Origin of the sequence: Zeaxanthinibacter enoshimensis (genome assembly GCF_004362865.1) — a bacterium.
In the GTDB taxonomy this organism is placed as follows: domain Bacteria; phylum Bacteroidota; class Bacteroidia; order Flavobacteriales; family Flavobacteriaceae; genus Zeaxanthinibacter; species Zeaxanthinibacter enoshimensis.
In genome coordinates, this window is sequence record NZ_SNYI01000001.1 from 387829 (window position 1) to 406112 (window position 18284).

The window sequence follows — 18284 nt, forward strand, 5'->3', positions numbered from 1 at the left end:
ATTTATTTAATTATCACTGATGAAAGATTTTGCCGCTCTTATTAAGACATTGGACAGCACCAACAAGACTACCTTAAAAGTAAGCGCGCTGGCCGAGTATTTTAATACCGCGACCGACGCAGATAAAGTCTGGGCAATAGCAATTCTTTCGCACAGGAGACCCCCAAGGCCCGTGAATACCACGTTACTCCGGGAATGGGCTTCCGAGCTGGCCGACATCCCGCTCTGGCTCTTTGAAGAAAGTTACCATATCGTCGGGGACCTTGCCGAGACCATAGCATTGGTGGCCCCTCCCGGGGAGGACACTGTTGATAAGCCACTGCATCAGTACCTGGAGGATATGATCTGGCTGAAAGCACGCACCGACGAGGAGAAAAAAGAATACCTGGTTACGCACTGGACCCGGATGGATTATTACCAGCGCTTTGTATTTACCAAACTTATTACCGGGGGTTTCCGGATCGGGGTCAGCCAGAAACTGATGACCAGAGCCCTGTCTCAGTCCACCGGTCTGGAGGAAGATCTGCTGGCCTACAAACTCATGGGAAACTGGGATCCTTCAGAAACCAGTTTCAGGGAACTAATTCTCGAAGAGAAAGAAGGTGACCGGTTATCCCGGCCTTACCCGTTTTACCTGGCATATGCCCTCGAGGGTGATGTAGTGAATCTCGGTAATATCGAGGATTGGTCTGCCGAATACAAATGGGATGGAATTCGTTCACAGGTCATCATCCGCCAGCGTACCTTGTTTACCTGGACCAGGGGAGAAGAACTGGTAACAGACCGCTACCCGGAATTTGAACAGTTCATAGGACTCATCCCTGACGGTACAGTATTTGACGGGGAAATACTTGCTTATTCGGATGGGGAGATCGGCGATTTTAATATGTTGCAGACCAGGATCGGCAGGAAAAATATCACCGCCGCCCTGCTAAAGAAAGTTCCTGTGATCCTGAAAGTTTACGATTTGCTGGAATGGGAGGGCAAGGACATCCGTCAACTGCCTTATTCCCAACGACGGAAACTACTGGAAAACCTGCTCCAAAGTCCTGAAATTATCACCGCCAGGGAGCAAGGACTACCCCTCCACCTTTCTGAGGTGCTGCAACTGCAGTCATGGGAGGCTGTGGCAAAAGCCAGGGAACACTCCAGGGCGGTAAAAAGTGAGGGGCTGATGTTAAAACACAATCATTCTCCTTACCTGGTAGGACGAAAAAAAGGCGACTGGTGGAAATGGAAAGTAGAACCCCTGACCGTAGATGCCGTCCTGACCTATGCCATGCGGGGGCATGGAAGACGAAGTAACCTCTTTACCGACTATACCTTTGCCCTCTGGGATGAGAGAGAAGACGGGGAACGGGAACTGGTCACCTTTGCAAAAGCCTACTCGGGATTAACCGATGCAGAATTCCGCAAGGTAGATGCCTGGATCAAAAGGAATACTTTGGAGCGATTTGGCCCGGTCCGCAGTGTAACTCCCCACCATGTATTCGAGATCGCCTTTGAGGGAATTGCCGAATCATCGCGGCATAAGAGCGGGGTAGCTACCCGATTCCCGAGGATTCTCAGGTGGAGAAAAGATAAGAATATTGAGGAGGCCAACACTTTGGATGATCTTAAAAACCTTATCCCCTGATGGCGATCAGTAAAACAAAACAGGATAAGGAGCTGTATACGATTGCGGAAAACTGGTTCCGGCAGCAGCAATGGAAACCTTTTCCTTTCCAGACCAAGGCATGGAAAGCTTTCCTTGAAGGCAAACACGGATTACTGAATGCTCCCACGGGGAGCGGTAAGACCTATGCATTGTGGTTCCCTATCGTATTACAATATCTTAAAGACAATCCCGATTACCAGAAAAAACATCCAAAAGGTTTAAAAGCGGTCTGGATCACTCCGCTACGGGCACTCTCCCTGGAGATCAAACAGTCTGCCGAACGGGTGATCAGGGATTTGGGCACACCACTGACCGTTGGTATCCGGAGCGGGGATACCTCTGTAAAAGAAAGGGCGAGACAGAAAAAAGACATGCCCGACCTGCTTATTACCACCCCGGAAAGCCTGCAGTTATTGCTGGCCTCCAAAGGCTACGACAAACAATTCCGGAATTGTTCAGCCATAGTGGTAGATGAATGGCACGAACTGCTGGGAACCAAGAGAGGGGTGCAGATTGAGCTTGGTCTTTCCCGCCTGAAAACAGTCGCTCCCCGACTCCGGATCTGGGGTATATCCGCCACTATCGGCAACCTGGAACAGGCAAGGGAAGTACTGCTGGGACCCGGTTCCGAAGCCCTTATGAATTCCGTGCTTATACGCGCAAATATTCCAAAGAAAATCCGCGTACAGAGTATCATTCCCGAGAAGATGGATAATTTCCCCTGGCGTGGTCACCTGGGTTTACATCTTATGGAAGATGTTATGCCGATCATAGATCGCAGCCGGACTACCCTGCTGTTCACTAATACCCGGGGACAATGCGAGATCTGGTACCAGAGACTGCTGGAGAAACACCCGGAGCTGGCCGGCCTGATGGCTATGCACCATGGCAGTATAGGCAAAGAAACCCGGATCTGGGTGGAAGAAGCCATAAGGGATGAACGCCTTAAAGCGGTGGTCTGCACCTCCAGCCTGGATCTCGGGGTTGATTTTGCCCCGGTTGAAACAGTGGTACAAATCGGGGGGCCTAAGGGAGTGGCCCGTTTTATGCAGCGGGCCGGAAGAAGCGGCCACAGGCCCGGTCAGGAAAGTGTGATCTATTTCCTTCCTACACATGCACTTGAACTTGTAGAAGCTTCTGCCCTGAAAGCCGCCGTGGCAACTCAAACGGTTGAAGACAGGCTGCCTTTCCTGTACAGCTTTGATGTCTTACTGCAGTACCTGACTACCCTGGCCGTATCCGACGGGTTTAAGCCGGCCGAGATCTTTCCCGAAGTCCGGAGTACCTTTTGTTTCCAGGACCTGCCCGAGGAACAGTGGCAATGGCTGCTGAATTTCCTGGTAATGGGTAGCCAGAGCCTGCAATCATACGATGAATACAAAAAGGTAGAAGTAGAAGACGGGGTCTTTAAAGTGACCAACCGGGGGGTTGCTATGCGCCACCGCCTGCAGATCGGAACCATTGTCGGGGATGCCCAGATCTCTGTAAAATACCAGAAAGGCGGATACATCGGTACCATTGAAGAATCTTTTATCTCCAAACTGACGCCCGGCGATGTCTTTACCTTCGCCGGAAGGACGCTCGAATTTATCCGGGTCAAGGAAATGCAGGCCATGGTTCGGAATTCAAAAGCCAAGTCCACTAAAACTCCCAGCTGGATGGGCGGCAGGCTTACCCTGACCTCCCAGATGTCCGAGTTGCTCCGGGAAGCACTTTATACGGCAGGGGAACCCGCCGGGCAGCAGTCAGAGGAGATCCGCGCCCTGGAATCTCTTTTCAAAAGACAGCGGAAAGAGAGTATTGTACCTAAGCCCAGTGAGTTCCTGATAGAAACCTTCAAGACCAGGGACGGCTACCACCATCTTTTCTATCCCTTTGAAGGCAGGTTTGTGCACGAAGCCATGGGGAGTTTACTGAGTTACAGGATCAGCTTGCTGAGTCCCATCACTTTTTCCCTGGCCTTTAACGACTATGGTTTTGAACTGCTTTCTGACCAGCCTGTAGACATGCAGCAAGTGCTGGACAATGATCTTTTCACCACAAAATATATGCATGAGGACCTGCAGAACAGCCTTAATTCTACCGAGATGGCAAGGAGGAAGTTCAGGGATATCGCGGTGATCAGTGGGATGGTATTTACCGGCTATCCCAATAAAGGGATTAAAATGAAACACCTGCAAAGTAATTCACAGCTGCTCTTTGATGTTTTCCGGGATTACGAGCCCGACAACCTGCTGTTTCAACAGGCATTCAGGGAGACTTTTGAACACCAGCTGGAGGAGGGCAGGCTACGCATAGCCCTGGAGCGGATAGCAGGGCAACAGGTAGTGTGGAAAGCCTGCAAACAACCTACTCCACTCTCCTTCCCTATTATCACGGATGGGTTGCGGGAAAAATTATCGAGCGAAAAACTGGCCGACCGCATCCAGCGGATGATTGCTAAACTCCAGAAATGACCTGGATAAAACCGTTCCCGGATTAGGGTTGCAGGGTTCCCCATTCTGCCATAATTTTGCCGCATGACCCGCCCCCTAAATATCCATCAGTCCAATTTTGAACTTCACCCCAGCGGTGCCCTTTACTGGAAAGAGCAATCGATGCTGCTTATCAGTGACGTGCATCTTGGCAAAGTTTCGCACTTTCGCAAATATGGGGCCGCAGTACCACAAAAAGCAATTGCCGCTAATTTCCGGTTACTCGATTCCACCCTGCAAGACTTCCTCCCAGGAACAGTTTGTTTCCTGGGCGATCTTTTCCATTCTCATCTGAATAGCGAATGGGAACTTTTCAGGGAATGGGTTTCACGTACCAGTGCAGAGATAATCCTGGTAGCGGGTAATCACGACATCATCTCCCCCTTGAAATATGAAGCCCTGGACATTAAGGTGGTCCCGGAACTGCTCATCGGTCAGTTTTTGCTGACCCATCACCCGGAAGAGCGGGAAGGATTTTTCAATTTTGCCGGCCACATCCACCCTGCTGTCAGAATTTGTGGTGAAGGCAGGCAATCCATGAGGTTACCCTGTTTCTTTAAAAGCCCTCGGCAGATGATCCTGCCCGCCTTTGGCACTTTCACCGGGATGCACACCCTGGAACAGAAAAATGATAACGAAGTATTCGCGATTGCTGAGGATCAAGTCATAAAATTATGATATAGGGCTTTGGAAGCCCTTGCCTAGCAGTTATATTTGCACAAATTTTCTCCGTTGACCCAATCAAGTATCAAGGAATTATACCGCCAGTCGCCCGAAGTCGGGATGCTGAAGGATGCTATTGGCCTTCCGCCACACCCCATAAGGGTCAAGGGATTAACCGGGTCTTCTTTATCTTTCCTTACAGCCGCACTTTACAAAGAGAGCGACCTCCCATTCCTGCTGATCTTTAACGATAAGGAGGAAGCGGCTTACCACCTGAACGACCTTGAACTCATGGTAGGGAAGAACGAGGTATTATTCTACCCCGGCAGCTACAGGAGACCTTACCAGATCGAAGAAACAGACAACGCCAACGTTCTGCTGAGAGCTGAGGTCCTTAACCGCATCAATTCCCGGAAGAAACCGGCGATCATAGTCTCCTACCCGGATGCGTTGTTCGAAAAAGTGGTCACGAGGAAAGAACTGGACAAGAATACCCTTAAAATAAAAATAGGAGACCAGCTGTCGCTGGATTTCCTGAACGAGGTCCTTTTTGAATACCATTTTCAGCGGGTGGACTTTGTATCGGGACCCGGTGAATTCTCTGTAAGGGGAGGGATTGTAGATGTCTTCTCTTTTTCCCATGACGAGCCCTACCGTATAGAATTCTTTGGGGACGAAGTAGACAGCATACGGACCTTTGATGTTGCGACACAACTCTCCACGGAACCCGCAAAGAAGATCACCATAATTCCCAATGTTGAACATAAACAACTCACAGAATCACGGGTAAGCTTCCTGAAGTATATATCGGATAAGACCGTGATCATGATCCAGAGGCCCCAGGCCGTATTTGAACGGATTGATGATTTCTACAAGAAAGCAGAAGCATCGTTCCGGGAACAGCAGGGGGAAGTACGTCGACTATCGCCGGCGGAATTATTCCTGGATTCGCAATTGCTCAAAAAAGAACTAAGGGAATTTAAACACCTGCAGTTCGGGGATGCCACCCCGGGAGAGACTAAAAGTATGAAGGCCGAATGGGAAGAACTGGGCCAGGAAATGACCGAGGTTGAATTCCGGACCAAACCCCAGCCATCGTTCAATAAGAAATTTGACCTCCTCATTGCTAACCTCAACGAGAATGATGAGAAAGGTTACCAGAACTACATCTGTTGTGCTTCAGAACAGCAGGCCAAACGCCTTCACGATATTTTTGAAGAAGTAGACGGGCACGTGCATTACCAGACCCTCGTATTCCCGATATACCAGGGTTTTGTTGACGATGAGCTTAAAGTAGCCTGTTACACCGATCACCAGATCTTTGAACGTTACCACAAATTCCACCTGAAGAACGGCTATGCCAAGAAACAGGCCATAACGCTGCAGGAACTGAACAAATTAGAGATTGGGGATTACGTTACCCACATCGACCACGGGATAGGAGTATTTGGTGGCCTGCAGAAAATACAGGTAGAGGGAAAAATGCAGGAGGCGATCAAACTGCAGTACAGTGACCGAGATATCCTCTACGTCAGCATACATTCGCTACACAAGATCTCTAAGTATAACGGCAAGGACGGAACAAGCCCCAAGATCTATAAGCTGGGATCTGCAGCCTGGAAGAACCTGAAACAAAAGACTAAGTCCAGGGTAAAGAAGATCGCTTTCGATCTTATCCAGGTATATGCCAAACGCCGCCTGGAAAAGGGTTACCAGTACCACCCGGACAGTTACCTGCAGCACGAACTAGAGGCTTCCTTCATATACGAAGACACCCCCGACCAGAGCAAAGCTACCGACGACATTAAGAGCGATATGGAGAGCGAACGACCTATGGACCGACTCGTATGCGGGGACGTAGGATTCGGTAAAACGGAGGTAGCGATCCGCGCCGCTTTTAAAGCCGTTGACAACGGGAAACAAGTAGCTGTACTTGTACCCACTACCATCCTGGCATTCCAGCATCACCGTACATTCGCGGAACGCCTGAAAGAGATGCCGGTGACCGTGGATTACCTGAACCGCTTCCGGACGGCAAAAGAGAAGAAAGATGTTCTTGAACGCCTGAAAGAAGGCAAAGTAGATATTGTAATAGGTACGCACCAGCTGGTGAACAAGCAGGTGAAATTCAAGGACCTGGGACTACTGATCGTGGACGAGGAACAGAAGTTCGGGGTATCCGTCAAAGATAAACTGAAATCGATAAAGGAAAATGTAGATGTACTGACGCTGACGGCCACCCCTATTCCAAGGACCCTCCAGTTCAGCCTTATGGCCGCCCGGGATCTGTCAGTGATCAATACCCCCCCTCCTAACCGCTACCCCATAGAGAGCCAGGTGATCGGATTTAACGAAGAAACCATCAGGGATGCTATCAGTTACGAGATTGAAAGAGGCGGGCAGGTATATTTTATCCATAACCGGATAGAGAACATCAAGGAAGTAGCAGGAATGATACAGCGACTGGTTCCGCATGCCAAGGTCGGTGTGGGCCACGGGCAGATGGAAGGTAAGAAACTGGAAACCCTGATGCTGGCTTTTATGAATGGTGAATTTGATGTACTGGTTTCTACTACCATTGTGGAAAGCGGGCTTGATGTCACCAATGCCAACACCATTTTTATTAACAATGCCAACAATTTCGGACTGAGCGACCTGCACCAAATGCGGGGTCGTGTAGGTCGTAGCAATAAAAAAGCATTCTGCTATTTTATAACCCCACCCTACGAGGCTATGACCTCTGAAGCCAGGAAACGTATACAGGCCCTGGAACAGTTCACCGAACTGGGCAGCGGGTTCAATATCGCCATGAAAGACCTCGAGATACGCGGTGCCGGTGATCTGCTGGGAGGAGAACAGAGTGGATTTATCAATGATATCGGGTTTGAGACTTACCAGAAGATCCTGGCCGAAGCTATCGACGAGCTCAAGGAAAATGAGTTCAAGGATCTGTACGAAGAAGTGGAAGGTCCTAAGCGCGATTATGTCAAAGACGTACAGATCGATACAGATTTTGAATTGCTGTTCCCCGACGATTATGTAAACAGTACCACCGAACGTCTGAACCTGTATACCCAGTTAAATAATATAGAAGACGAATCTTCGCTGGCCGAATTTGAACAGCAACTTGTCGACCGGTTTGGAGAAATCCCTGCCCAGGTAGACGACCTGTTGAACTCGGTCAGGATCAAATGGATCGCCAAGGAGATCGGATTGGAAAAGGTAGTGATGAAAAAGTCAAAACTGATCGGTTACTTCATCGCGGACCAGCAATCGGGCTTTTACCAATCTGACAGGTTTACAAGTGTACTGCAGTTTGTACAATCCCATTCCCAGCAATGCAAGATCAAGGAAAAAGAAACCCGGAAAGGACTGCGGCTGTTGCTGGTCTTTGACAAGGTTCCCACCATCTCAAAGGCCCTGCAGGCTATCAGGCCATTAGAGGCCAGTGCAATGGCAAGCACTGCCGGTTAGAGCATTTTCAGATCCTTTATCGTTTTAAAGGCTACATCAACCTGGTCGTCATTTACCAGGATGGTGAATTCGTTGGTGGTGGAGATCACTTCATAGAGGACGATCCCTTCCCAGGCAAGTCGCTGGAAAATAAAATAGTAGATCCCCGGCACCTGGGTATTTTCTGCAGGCAGTTTTACCGTGATAGAGGAGAGGTTCTCAGATTTCTGTGTGCACTTCTCGTTCTTGAATAATTGTTCCACTGTATCGTCCAGCGTATTGCTGACCACTATATTCAGTTCGTTTACCCCCCTGGAAGAGGTATAGAATACATCTTTATTCCTGTTAACCGTTTCGAGTAGCTCGGTTTGATTCTCCAGGATACTATCCGACACCAGGAAAGTAAAATCTGTCAGGGAAGAACGGACGGTTATCTCCCCGATCTCCTTGAGCACTTTGATGATCCTGTGGGTGGCCCGGAATTCCATATCCCCGGAGAGGCGTTTCAGCGCCATTACGATCGCCCCATTCCGAACTTCCTTGCCTAGCTCCTCCTCGATCTCGGGTTTCACGATCCTGGATAGCGATGTCAGATTAATGATTCCCTGGGCGAGGGCACTCTGGAGGAAAGGCTTTTTCTTGATATACTGCTCTACGACAGATGAAATGGTTTTCATGGGCATATTAGTAAAAAGCCAAAAATAACTTTTTGTTATAAATAAAACAAATATTTAAAAATGATAAAAAGCGTCCTCGAGGTGCTGCATTTCTGTTTTGCCTGATTTTTCCAGATAGGTAATGATATCAAAACGAGTCTCCAGGTCCAGTTCGTTTTGCTGTATATAATGGTCTGCGGCCATGACCATCAATTTTATCTTTTTAGAGGTTACCGTGGCAACTGTTTCCCTGAAATAATCAGAACTCCGGAATTTTACCTCCACTACGGCAAGCACCCCCGCTTTCCTTGCGATGATATCGATCTCCGCCCTCTTGTAGTAATTGTTGGTTTCCAGGATGGTATACCCTTTTTTTTCCAGGTACGTCACCGCCCTGGCTTCTGCACGCTTCCCTATTTCCCTGTTTTGCTGTCTCAAAATTGTTAAAACGATAAAAACCTTGGCAGTTCGTCGAAAAAACAAGCATTTAATCGACTCATTATATACTAAGATGGTACTTTCGTTCGCTCTATACCATAAGATACGCGTATTGCCTTAAAAACTCAATACTCAACGCATTAAGAATTCATTCCATCCTAAACACATGAAGATTCTTAAAGCCCGAGATTCTATGGAGTACTTTATTAATTGTAATACTGCGACCTTAGCCCCCTACACAACGCCCCTGGATGCGACCCGGGCGGCACACCTGTACCGAAGGCTTGGTTTCAGTGCCTCAAAACAAACAATAGACCAGGCGACGGGGCAGAATGCCGCCGGCCTGGTAGACAACCTTATAGCTGAAGCCCTAGCAATGCCTCCCCTGGCGGCACCCACCTGGGCCAACTGGAACCGTGACAATTATCCTGCAGACGATGATGCGGCCGGGCAGCTGGTCCGCACACAACGTGAGGAATGGGCGGTAAGCTATACCCGCGCCTTACTGGACAACAACCTCCGGGATCGTCTCAGTTTTTTCTGGAGCAATCATTTTGTTACCGAGATAGATATTTACGAGTGTAATTCTTTTCTCTATGAATATGTGAACTGTCTTCAACGCAATGCCATTGGTAACTTTAAAACCTTTGTCAGCGAGATAGGGCTTACCAGTGCCATGCTGTACTACCTGGATGGTGTGTACAATAATGGCAATAACCCCAACGAGAACTATGCACGTGAACTCTACGAGCTTTTCACCCTGGGCGAAGGAAACGGGTACACGGAGCAGGATATAGTAGAAACTGCCCGGGCACTGACCGGCTATGTGGAACGTGGCGAGGTTGGATGCACCGCGGTTACCTTTAATTCTGCCCGGTTTGATGCCGGCACAAAAACCATCCTCGGCAGGACAGGTAGTTGGGGATATGACGATGTGATCGATATCCTGTTTGATGAAAGGTCCCAGCAAATTGCTGATTTTATCTGCAAAAAACTTTACGAATTCTTTGTCCACCCTGACAGTGCTGATGACGCAGGAAATGCACAATCCATTATCTCGGGCATGGCTTCCACATTTTTGGCCAACAACTTTGAGCTTGCACCCGTTCTTTCTGAACTCTTTAAAAGTCAGCATTTCTTTGACGAGGAAGCCCTGGGTGTCATCATCAAAAGTCCCTTTGACATTTACCTCAACATGCTGAACGAGACCGGCTTCTCTTATGACGACAGCGTCCTGGTTAACGTAGTAGATGCCAGCAGACTCCTGGGGCAATCCCTGTTTGACCCTAGGGACGTAGCCGGGTGGCAGCGGGATCGCAGCTGGATCAACACCAATTTCCTGATCGGCCGATGGCTTACCGTAGAAGTATTCCTGCAGGCAGCTTTCCAGGCCGACGCTGAACAGTTCCGAGCCTATGCCGTTGCTGCAGTGGGAAGTGCCGAGAGTAATACCAGCAATCCGCAAATTGTAGTTCAGGCCATTGTGGATCACCTGCTCCCAAAAGGACTTCTCACGACACAGGATTTTGAAAACGCCCTGTCCGTTTTTAAGATCGAAGACGTTCCCGAGAATTACTACGGGCCTGACTATATTCCGGGCGGACTAGGGCTGTGGATGTTATCGATCAGCCCGGAAGTCCCTCAACAGGTATTTCTTCTCCTGATGCATATCTCCAGACAACCCGAATTTCAACTTAAATAAGCCTGCCATGTGTAATCATCCCCACCACCCCAATAAGAACAAAGAGGCCCACGATGCAGAACATAAGAAATGGAGCAGGCGCTCCTTTTTACAGGCCTTAGGGATTGCCGGTTCCGGATCCATGATGTTAGGCAGCAACCTGCTTTCGGCCTCTGCCCCATCGCCCCTTACGTCTGCCATTGCCAATGCAGAATCTGATAATATCCTCATTCTTATCCGTCTTTCGGGCGGAAACGACGGTTTAAGCACCGTTATCCCCATTCAGCAATACGATCTGTATGCCAATGCCAGGCCTAATATTTATATTCCTGAAAGTAAGGTCCTTAAACTGACTGACGATTTTGGGATCCCCACCTATATGAACTCGCTGGAGTCTATGTGGGGCAACGGCCAGTTCAAAGCGGTTCATGGGGTTGGCTATGAGAATCAAAGTCTTTCCCACTTTACTGGATCAGACATTTATGCCAATACCGACCTGACCACCACGGGATTCAGCGGGCTGGATACCGGTTGGATGGGTCGCTATTTTGAAAACCTTTACCCGGATTACCTGATCAATCCCCCGGCATCCCCAGCCGCGATACAGATAGGAAATTTTGGCAGTCTTATCTTTGAAGGAGAAGAGACCAACTACGCCTTTGTCACTTCAAATATTGATCAACTGGAGCAGATCGCTGAAACAGGGGTACAATACAGCCTGGACCCTTCCCTGTTTAACGATTGTATGTACGGGGACCAGCTAAAATTCCTCAGGGGTGTGGCCAATACCACCTATGAGTACTCGGGGCTTATTCACGAAGCATACGAAAGAGGACAGAACCAGGTAGAGTACCAGGATAACGGTTTTGCCAGGCAACTGGCTCTCCTTGCCCGGCTGATCAAAGGCAACCTGGGAACCAAGGTCTACATGATTTCTCTGGGCGGTTTTGATACCCATGGCAACCAACCCCTCGCACACGAGCGACTGATGTCTAACCTCTCTATAGCGGTTCATAATTTTTACGAAGACCTGGCCTTTACGCAACAGGATGAAAAGGTACTTAGTATGACCTTTTCAGAATTCGGCCGGCGTATCTACGAAAACGGTTCCAATGGAACCGACCACGGCAAAGCGGCACCTACGCTGTTTTTCGGTTCAGGCTTGCAGGGCAGTGCTTTCGTGGGAGAACACCCCAGCCTTGATGCCCCTAACAGCAGGGGAAATCTTGAATACACCATGGATTTCAGGGATCTTTATGCTACCGTACTGGCCGAATGGCTCTGTGTACCTATTCCCCTGGTAGAACAACACCTTTTGGATCATCCCTATGCCCCGGTGAATCTTGGCTTTAATTGCAGTGGGGTCCACTTCCCGGACATAGCCTATGACGATGACCCGCCTGTTCCCCCCACTCCTGAAGAACCCACAGAGGAAGCTGCGAGCCCGGAGTTACTGGATTCTATTGTACACAAACCTTTTTACCCGAATTCGTCCTCTCCAAGGATCTACGTGGAAATGCCTTTTAGTGCCCATGTGGATATTCAGCTATACAATATACTTGGACAGAATGTTGGGACCATATACAATGAATTCATGTTCGAGGGTACGGCAGAGATAGATATCCGGGAACGGATGCCTATGGGCCTGGCTACCGGGAAATATATTTACAGGATACAGGTACAGGACCGCAAAATGTCTAAATCGGTACTGATTTCCTGACAGCTTCCTACCTGGCAATGAAATCCCCCGCGCTGCGCAAAAGTTTCCCCCAGAACCCGCGCATGCAAGGGGGTTTTTAAATTCATCCTCCCGCTTGTTCCAAGGCCTGAAAAATTGGTTATTTTTGTGGCTTAATCCAAATTAGATGTCCAAAAGCCCGAAAAGATACACGATTACAGCAGCCTTACCTTATACCAACGGTCCCATCCATATCGGTCACCTGGCAGGGGTATATGTACCTGCAGATATTTACAGCCGCTACCTTCGTCTTAAAGGCCGGGATGTCGCCTTTGTGTGCGGAAGTGACGAACACGGTGTTGCCATCCCCATGAAAGCAAAAAAGGAAGGTATCAGTCCGAGGGAACTTATCGATAAGTATCATGGGATCATTGCCAAGTCTTTTGAGGATTTCGGGATTTCGTTCGACAATTACTCCCGGACATCGGCCGAGGTTCACCATGAAACGGCATCAGATTTCTTTAAAGCACTGTATAAAGAAGGAGATTTTATCGAGGAGACCACGGAACAACTATACGATGAACAGGCCGGGCAATTCCTGGCCGACCGATTCGTAACCGGGACCTGTCCAAAGTGTGGGAACGAGGAAGCGTACGGTGACCAGTGCGAAAAATGTGGTTCATCCCTGAATGCGACAGATCTCATCAATCCAAAATCTACCCTGAGTGGCGCCATTCCCAGCCTGAAAGAAACGAAACATTGGTTTCTTCCTTTAGACCGCTATGAACCCTTTCTTCGCGAATGGATACTGGAATCACACAAACACGACTGGAAGCCTAATGTTTACGGGCAGTGTAAATCATGGATCGATGAAGGCTTAAAACCAAGGGCAGTAACCCGTGACCTGGACTGGGGTATCCCCGTTCCCGTGGAAGGTGCCGATGGCAAAGTATTATATGTATGGTTCGATGCCCCGATCGGGTATATCTCCGCAACCAAGGAGTGGGCTGCCCGGGAAGGGAAGAACTGGGAGACCTACTGGAAGGATGAAGACACCAAGCTTGTTCATTTTATAGGGAAGGATAATATTGTATTCCATTGCATCATCTTCCCTGCCATGCTGAAGGCGCACGGATCCTTTATCCTGCCCGACAATGTCCCGGCAAATGAATTCCTGAACCTGGAAGGACAGAAGCTTTCCACCAGTAAGAACTGGGCTGTCTGGTTACATGAATACCTGGAGGAATTCCCGGATATGCAGGATGTCCTTCGGTATACACTTACGGTGAATGCCCCGGAAACCAAGGACAATGATTTTACCTGGAAGGATTTCCAGGCCCGGAATAACAACGAACTGGTGGCAATTTTCGGGAATTTCATCAACCGGGTCCTGGTACTCAGCCAGAAATATTACAACGGAGTAGTTCCGGCACCGACAAGCCTGACGGAAACAGATAAAGAAGTATTGGCAACCCTGGATAGTTTCCCGGAAACCCTGACCGATTCCCTGGAGAGGTATCGTTTCAGGGAAGCCTGCCAGGAGCTGATGAATATGGCCAGGAGTGGGAACAAATACCTGGCAGACGAGGCACCGTGGACAGTCATTAAAGAAGACGAAGAACGGGTTAAAACAATTATGTACGTGGCCCTTCAGGTCGCAGCCGGCCTGGCGGTGCTTTCAGAGCCTTTCCTGCCGTTTACCGCCACAGCCCTCAGGAGGATGCTGAATTTTGAAGACCGGGATGCTGAAAACAACCTATGGATATCAACGAATTCCATCCAGGAACTGTTGCCTCCAGGTCACCAGCTGGGAAGTCCGGAACTGTTGTTCAGGAAGATCGAGGATAAAGAGATACAGCAACAGATTGATAAACTGGAAGCTACCAGGAAACAAAACGAAAACAAAGAAACCGCAGTGACACCACAGAAAGACACTATTCAGTTTGAAGACTTTTCCCAACTTGATCTCCGGGTAGGGACCATACTCGAAGCAGAGAAGATGCCTAAGACAAAGAAATTACTGGTGCTGAAAGTAGATACAGGACTGGATGTCAGGACCATCGTTTCGGGTATTGCTGAAAGTTTTGATCCCGGAGATATCATCGGGAAACAAGTTACCGTCCTGGTGAACCTTGCCCCCAGGAAACTGCGCGGGGTAGAGAGCCAGGGTATGATCCTGATGACAGAAAATTCAGAAGGCAAGTTGGTTTTTGTATCTCCTGCCGAAGCCGGAGTAGGTAACGGGACAACGATCAACTAATGAAAGGAATAGCAAAAACATCCCTGCTACTGCTGGTTTCCTTGTTCTTGTCGGGAGCTGTCCTTGCGCAGAAGGACTCTACCGAGTTACAGGACACCCGCTGGAAGATGCTGACCTACGATGTTGGGAGTGTCTTCCGGGGTATTGGTTTTGCCTACAGCAGGCCTTTACATTGGGAAAAGAAGCAATGGCTTACCCTGGGGGGTATTACCGCGGGCACCGGTCTTATCTATCTTGTGGATGATGAAACCTCGCGTTTCGTAAGCATCCAAAGAGAGAGTATTCCTAAATTCGTCCGTGACTACGGCGAATTATACGGCAGTCCGGAGAATAATTACCTTCTGACTTCCGGGGTCTACCTGGCCGGCTTAATTGCCAAGGATGAAAAACTGAGGAGAACAGGGGTCTTACTGATTGCTTCTGCCAGTGCCGCAGGAGTCCTGCAACAGGTCGCGAAATCGGTTGTAGGCCGTGCAAGGCCGGTAAGCGGCCTGGGTAAAGACACCTTTGACCCTTTTAACAGTTCCAGGAATTTTCATTCGTTTCCTTCGGGTCATACCATCCTAGCCTTTACGAATGCCTATGCTATAGCCAAGCAATTTAAAAGCCCCTGGGTAAAAGCAGGTTTTTATGCCATCGGACTTGTTCCGGGGGCGAGCCGCCTGTGGGACCAGCAGCACTGGTTAAGCGATATTGCCTTCGGGGTTGCTCTCAGTATAGTCACCGTAGAATCTATTGATCGGTATCTCGACAGGCGATACGATAAGAAATACACTGAGGAGGACAAACAACTGAGTTGGGACCTGCAGTTCGGACCTGGAAATGTAGGAGTGGTCATCAGCTTCTGAATGGGAAGTGAACAATTCCAAAAAATAGTATAGCGACAAGTTAATGGGCCCTTATGCCTAATATAAACCTGCTTCATAAAAAAATCGCCGCAAGGGCGATTTTTTGGTTACAGTCCGATTCTCACACTGGGAGTACCGATCCGGACCCCTGTATTTATCCTGGTTCTCGATGGCCTGTCATAAGACCTGTAATAGCCATGGTAATAGAAAGAAGCGTGGCTGTAATAATGTGAGCCGTGATGGCAGTGATGATCACAATGTGCATAGTGTTCTTTATAGGCATCACGTTTACCTCTCATATACGCCCTGTGTGCTTTGGAATCCCTGGACTTAAGTTCTTTTTCATAGGCTTCCTGGTCTTCCCAGAAATCAGCTTCGTCTGCCTCTTCCTTGGTATTGAGTGTCTGCTCGTATGCCGCATCTTCCCGGCCTCTTTGCTCGTAGTACGATAGCCGGTCTTCTTCGGTCTGTTCCTGGGCCACTGCGGTAGACTGGTAGCCAGCAAAAATTAAAATAAAGAGGAGGAAACTTTTAAATGGAGTGCTCTTATTCATGGTTACAACATTTTAGATTCTGTTGTATTAAGAACAATCAAGGGAGCCGAAACCCTACTAAGATGCTTAATAAAAAACGTAAATATTTGAGATCCAGGAAGTAAGAACAAACAGAAATGATTATAGATTAGCGGCGTTCATGCCCGGAAGCCACGACAGGAGTTTTGCCTTCGCCGTTGACCGCGTCTGCAAGATTTTCACTTCCTTCACTATACTGCAGGTAGAGGTCAGATTGTGCCTTGTAGATCTTGCCGTGATTGCAGGCTGCAGTGCATTGTGTTTCCTGGTAATCATAGGCCAGTCTTTTACCGGTCATATAAACGTGGTAGTTGAGGGGATCCTCTGCTTTCAGATCGTTCTCAAAGTTGCGCTGGTCCATCCAGAAGTCTTTTTCGTCTTCTTCATATTTCCAACGGAGCTGGTGTTCCAGTTCTGCATCTGCAGCAGCACGTTCCCTGTAAAAATCTTCCGTAGGCGCTTCACTCCGGATCGCCTGTGCATCAACCTTGGCCGGTGCAACCAATAGCACAAAAAACAACATCCATGCGATATACCGCAAGGGTCGGAAGTTGTTTCTGTATTTGGATACACGGTAGTTCATGATGGCAAAAGATGTTTATATAAGTTACAAAAAATCAGCGATTTATCGATGCAAATCGAGTCGAAATACCACTGTTGCCCGATAAATTACACCTCGAGATAAAAACCTGTAATTTGGACTGTTTTTCCGGTTTTTGAACGATCACCCCGTGGGTGAAAGGACTTCCGGAAAAAGCGGGGGATTCCTCCTGAACTGCATTACAAAAATACCAAGCCTGTCTTCAAAAAGTGTGCTATATAAAAAGGGTTCTTGGCCTATACGCCTCTGGAGGTGAAATTTATAGTTAAAATACTGTTAACCCCTATTATCATTGACCTCAGGCCTCGGTAGATGAATCCCATAACACTATTTCACAGGACACATTTTCATATAAAAAAAGGGCTCCCGGAGGAGCCCAAATCCGGGAGATCTTCAGGCTTTACCCAGCATCAGCAACTCGTTACAGCGCACTTCCGTCACGTAACGCTTGGTACCTTCCTTGGTTTCATAGCTACGGTGCATCAGTTTACCTTCCACGGCTACTTCGCTGCCCTTATGAAGATAACTCTCAACTATTTCAGCGGTCTTGCCCCAGGCCACTACCTGGTGCCATTGTGTCTCCGTTACTTTCTCTCCTTTCCCGTTCCTGTAGATTTCATTCGTGGCCACTGAAAATTTTGCCAGTTTACTCCCGTTGTCCAGGGCTACGATCTCCGGATCCTGGCCCAGGTTACCAATCAACTGCACTTTGTTTCTTAATGCGTTCATCACTCTGTTTTTTAAATTAATACGTCTATTGCCATCAGGACCTTCCCGACCATACAAACCTAGGATACCCGGGGCCGGATACTTGTCTCCGACGCACTTACTTACGTCTATATTCCTTTGTAATTATTTGTAAACAGATAATTGATCTTTTTCACCAGGCCGGCCAGCTCGGGCTACTGCATGATTTTGGCATTCTGGGGGTTTATTTTAGTATCATGGTGAGAAGAAAATGCAGGGAGTGTAATGAGCCGGTTACAGGCAGGGCGGATAAAATATTCTGTTCGGATTACTGCCGCAATGCGTATCACAATCAGTTGAACAAGGATTCCAAAAACCTGTTGCGGAATATTAACAACCGCTTGCGCAAGAATTACAGGGTCCTTGATAGTTTCCCGCTCAAAGACGGGAAGACCAGGACATCCAAATCAAGATTACTGGATAAAGGGTTCAACTTTGAATATATCACCCACCTGTATACCACTAAAAAAGGAACAACCTATTTTTTCCTGTACGATCTGGGCTACCTCCCTCTTGATAATGATTATTTTATGATCGTAAAGAGGGAATAGGCTGG

Annotated in this window: 14 protein-coding genes; 9 read left to right on the forward strand and 5 right to left on the reverse strand. The window is 48.4% G+C overall.

All coding sequences use genetic code 11. The features are described 5' to 3' along the window. Positions 1 to 19: 19 nt before the first annotated feature. The 4 genes from CLV82_RS01740 to mfd all read left to right on the forward strand — a co-directional run bounded on the left by CLV82_RS01740 (position 20) and on the right by mfd (position 8268). Complete coding sequence (locus tag CLV82_RS01740; RefSeq protein WP_133642576.1) at positions 20 to 1636, forward strand: ATP-dependent DNA ligase; 1617 nt, start codon at positions 20 to 22, stop codon at positions 1634 to 1636. After that, on the forward strand, positions 1636 to 4113 hold the full coding sequence (locus CLV82_RS01745) for a ligase-associated DNA damage response DEXH box helicase (RefSeq protein ID WP_133642577.1): 2478 nt from the start codon (positions 1636 to 1638) through the stop codon (positions 4111 to 4113). The genes CLV82_RS01740 and CLV82_RS01745 overlap by 1 nt, the downstream gene beginning before the upstream one ends. 63 nt (positions 4114 to 4176) lie before the next feature. Then, a complete protein-coding gene (pdeM, locus tag CLV82_RS01750; RefSeq protein ID WP_133642578.1) occupies positions 4177 to 4809 on the forward strand; it encodes a ligase-associated DNA damage response endonuclease PdeM in 633 nt (210 codons plus the stop codon). 105 nt (positions 4810 to 4914) lie between these two features. Beyond that, on the forward strand, positions 4915 to 8268 hold the full coding sequence (mfd, locus tag CLV82_RS01755) for a transcription-repair coupling factor (RefSeq protein WP_133643432.1): 3354 nt from the start codon (positions 4915 to 4917) through the stop codon (positions 8266 to 8268). On the opposite strand, the gene CLV82_RS01760 is transcribed toward mfd, so the two are convergent. Both CLV82_RS01760 and CLV82_RS01765 read right to left on the reverse strand, forming a co-directional pair. Further along, the gene (locus CLV82_RS01760; protein WP_133642579.1) at positions 8265 to 8924 is read right to left on the reverse strand and encodes an aspartate kinase; all 660 of its coding nucleotides are present in this window, start codon (positions 8922 to 8924) and stop codon (positions 8265 to 8267) included. The genes mfd and CLV82_RS01760 overlap by 4 nt on opposite strands. A 54-nt stretch (positions 8925 to 8978) precedes the next feature. Continuing rightward, positions 8979 to 9341, reverse strand: a complete 363-nt coding sequence (locus CLV82_RS01765; RefSeq protein WP_133642580.1) for a YraN family protein — start codon at positions 9339 to 9341, stop codon at positions 8979 to 8981. A 193-nt stretch (positions 9342 to 9534) separates the two neighbouring features. Here CLV82_RS01765 and CLV82_RS01770 point away from each other — a divergent pair, with 193 nt between their 5' ends. The 4 genes from CLV82_RS01770 (at position 9535) to CLV82_RS01785 (ending at position 15808) form a co-directional block, all read left to right on the forward strand. Beyond that, the gene (locus CLV82_RS01770) at positions 9535 to 11043 is read left to right on the forward strand and encodes a DUF1800 domain-containing protein (protein ID WP_133643433.1); all 1509 of its coding nucleotides are present in this window, start codon (positions 9535 to 9537) and stop codon (positions 11041 to 11043) included. Positions 11044 to 11050: 7 nt separating this feature from the next. Continuing rightward, complete coding sequence (locus CLV82_RS01775; RefSeq protein ID WP_133642581.1) at positions 11051 to 12742, forward strand: DUF1501 domain-containing protein; 1692 nt, start codon at positions 11051 to 11053, stop codon at positions 12740 to 12742. Between the two features lie 145 nt (positions 12743 to 12887). Beyond that, a complete protein-coding gene (gene metG, locus CLV82_RS01780; RefSeq protein ID WP_133642582.1) occupies positions 12888 to 14960 on the forward strand; it encodes a methionine--tRNA ligase in 2073 nt (690 codons plus the stop codon). Beyond that, complete coding sequence (locus CLV82_RS01785; RefSeq protein ID WP_133642583.1) at positions 14960 to 15808, forward strand: phosphatase PAP2 family protein; 849 nt, start codon at positions 14960 to 14962, stop codon at positions 15806 to 15808. The genes metG and CLV82_RS01785 overlap by 1 nt, the downstream gene beginning before the upstream one ends. 107 nt (positions 15809 to 15915) lie before the next feature. Here the strand turns inward: CLV82_RS01785 and CLV82_RS01790 are convergent, their stop codons facing one another. The 3 genes from CLV82_RS01790 to CLV82_RS01800 form a co-directional block, all read right to left on the reverse strand. Continuing rightward, positions 15916 to 16362, reverse strand: a complete 447-nt coding sequence (locus CLV82_RS01790; protein WP_243744119.1) for a hypothetical protein — start codon at positions 16360 to 16362, stop codon at positions 15916 to 15918. Positions 16363 to 16489: 127 nt separating this feature from the next. Next, positions 16490 to 16963 (reverse strand): hypothetical protein, encoded by a 474-nt coding sequence (locus tag CLV82_RS01795; RefSeq protein ID WP_133642584.1) that lies wholly within the window; start codon positions 16961 to 16963, stop codon positions 16490 to 16492. Positions 16964 to 17374: 411 nt separating this feature from the next. After that, on the reverse strand, positions 17375 to 17710 hold the full coding sequence (locus CLV82_RS01800) for a single-stranded DNA-binding protein (protein WP_133642585.1): 336 nt from the start codon (positions 17708 to 17710) through the stop codon (positions 17375 to 17377). Between the two features lie 215 nt (positions 17711 to 17925). On the opposite strand from CLV82_RS01800, the gene CLV82_RS01805 reads away from it, so the two are divergent. Beyond that, entirely contained in the window at positions 17926 to 18279 is a 354-nt protein-coding gene (locus CLV82_RS01805) for a hypothetical protein (RefSeq protein WP_133642586.1), read from the forward strand. Positions 18280 to 18284: the final 5 nt, after the last annotated feature.

Bases quoted from the DNA above. Each gene is read 5' to 3' on its own strand.
- CLV82_RS01740 (WP_133642576.1), top strand. From the start codon at position 20: ATGAAAGATTTTGCCGCTCTTATTAAGACATTGGACAGCACCAACAAG.
- CLV82_RS01745 (WP_133642577.1), top strand. From the start codon at position 1,636: ATGGCGATCAGTAAAACAAAACAGGATAAGGAGCTGTATACGATTGCG.
- pdeM (WP_133642578.1), top strand. From the start codon at position 4,177: ATGACCCGCCCCCTAAATATCCATCAGTCCAATTTTGAACTTCACCCC.
- mfd (WP_133643432.1), top strand. From the start codon at position 4,915: ATGCTGAAGGATGCTATTGGCCTTCCGCCACACCCCATAAGGGTCAAG.
- CLV82_RS01760 (WP_133642579.1), bottom strand. From the start codon at position 8,924: ATGAAAACCATTTCATCTGTCGTAGAGCAGTATATCAAGAAAAAGCCT.
- CLV82_RS01770 (WP_133643433.1), top strand. From the start codon at position 9,535: ATGGAGTACTTTATTAATTGTAATACTGCGACCTTAGCCCCCTACACA.
- CLV82_RS01775 (WP_133642581.1), top strand. From the start codon at position 11,051: ATGTGTAATCATCCCCACCACCCCAATAAGAACAAAGAGGCCCACGAT.
- metG (WP_133642582.1), top strand. From the start codon at position 12,888: ATGTCCAAAAGCCCGAAAAGATACACGATTACAGCAGCCTTACCTTAT.
- CLV82_RS01785 (WP_133642583.1), top strand. From the start codon at position 14,960: ATGAAAGGAATAGCAAAAACATCCCTGCTACTGCTGGTTTCCTTGTTC.
- CLV82_RS01790 (WP_243744119.1), bottom strand. From the start codon at position 16,362: ATGAATAAGAGCACTCCATTTAAAAGTTTCCTCCTCTTTATTTTAATT.
- CLV82_RS01795 (WP_133642584.1), bottom strand. From the start codon at position 16,963: ATGAACTACCGTGTATCCAAATACAGAAACAACTTCCGACCCTTGCGG.
- CLV82_RS01800 (WP_133642585.1), bottom strand. From the start codon at position 17,710: ATGAACGCATTAAGAAACAAAGTGCAGTTGATTGGTAACCTGGGCCAG.
- CLV82_RS01805 (WP_133642586.1), top strand. From the start codon at position 17,926: ATGGTGAGAAGAAAATGCAGGGAGTGTAATGAGCCGGTTACAGGCAGG.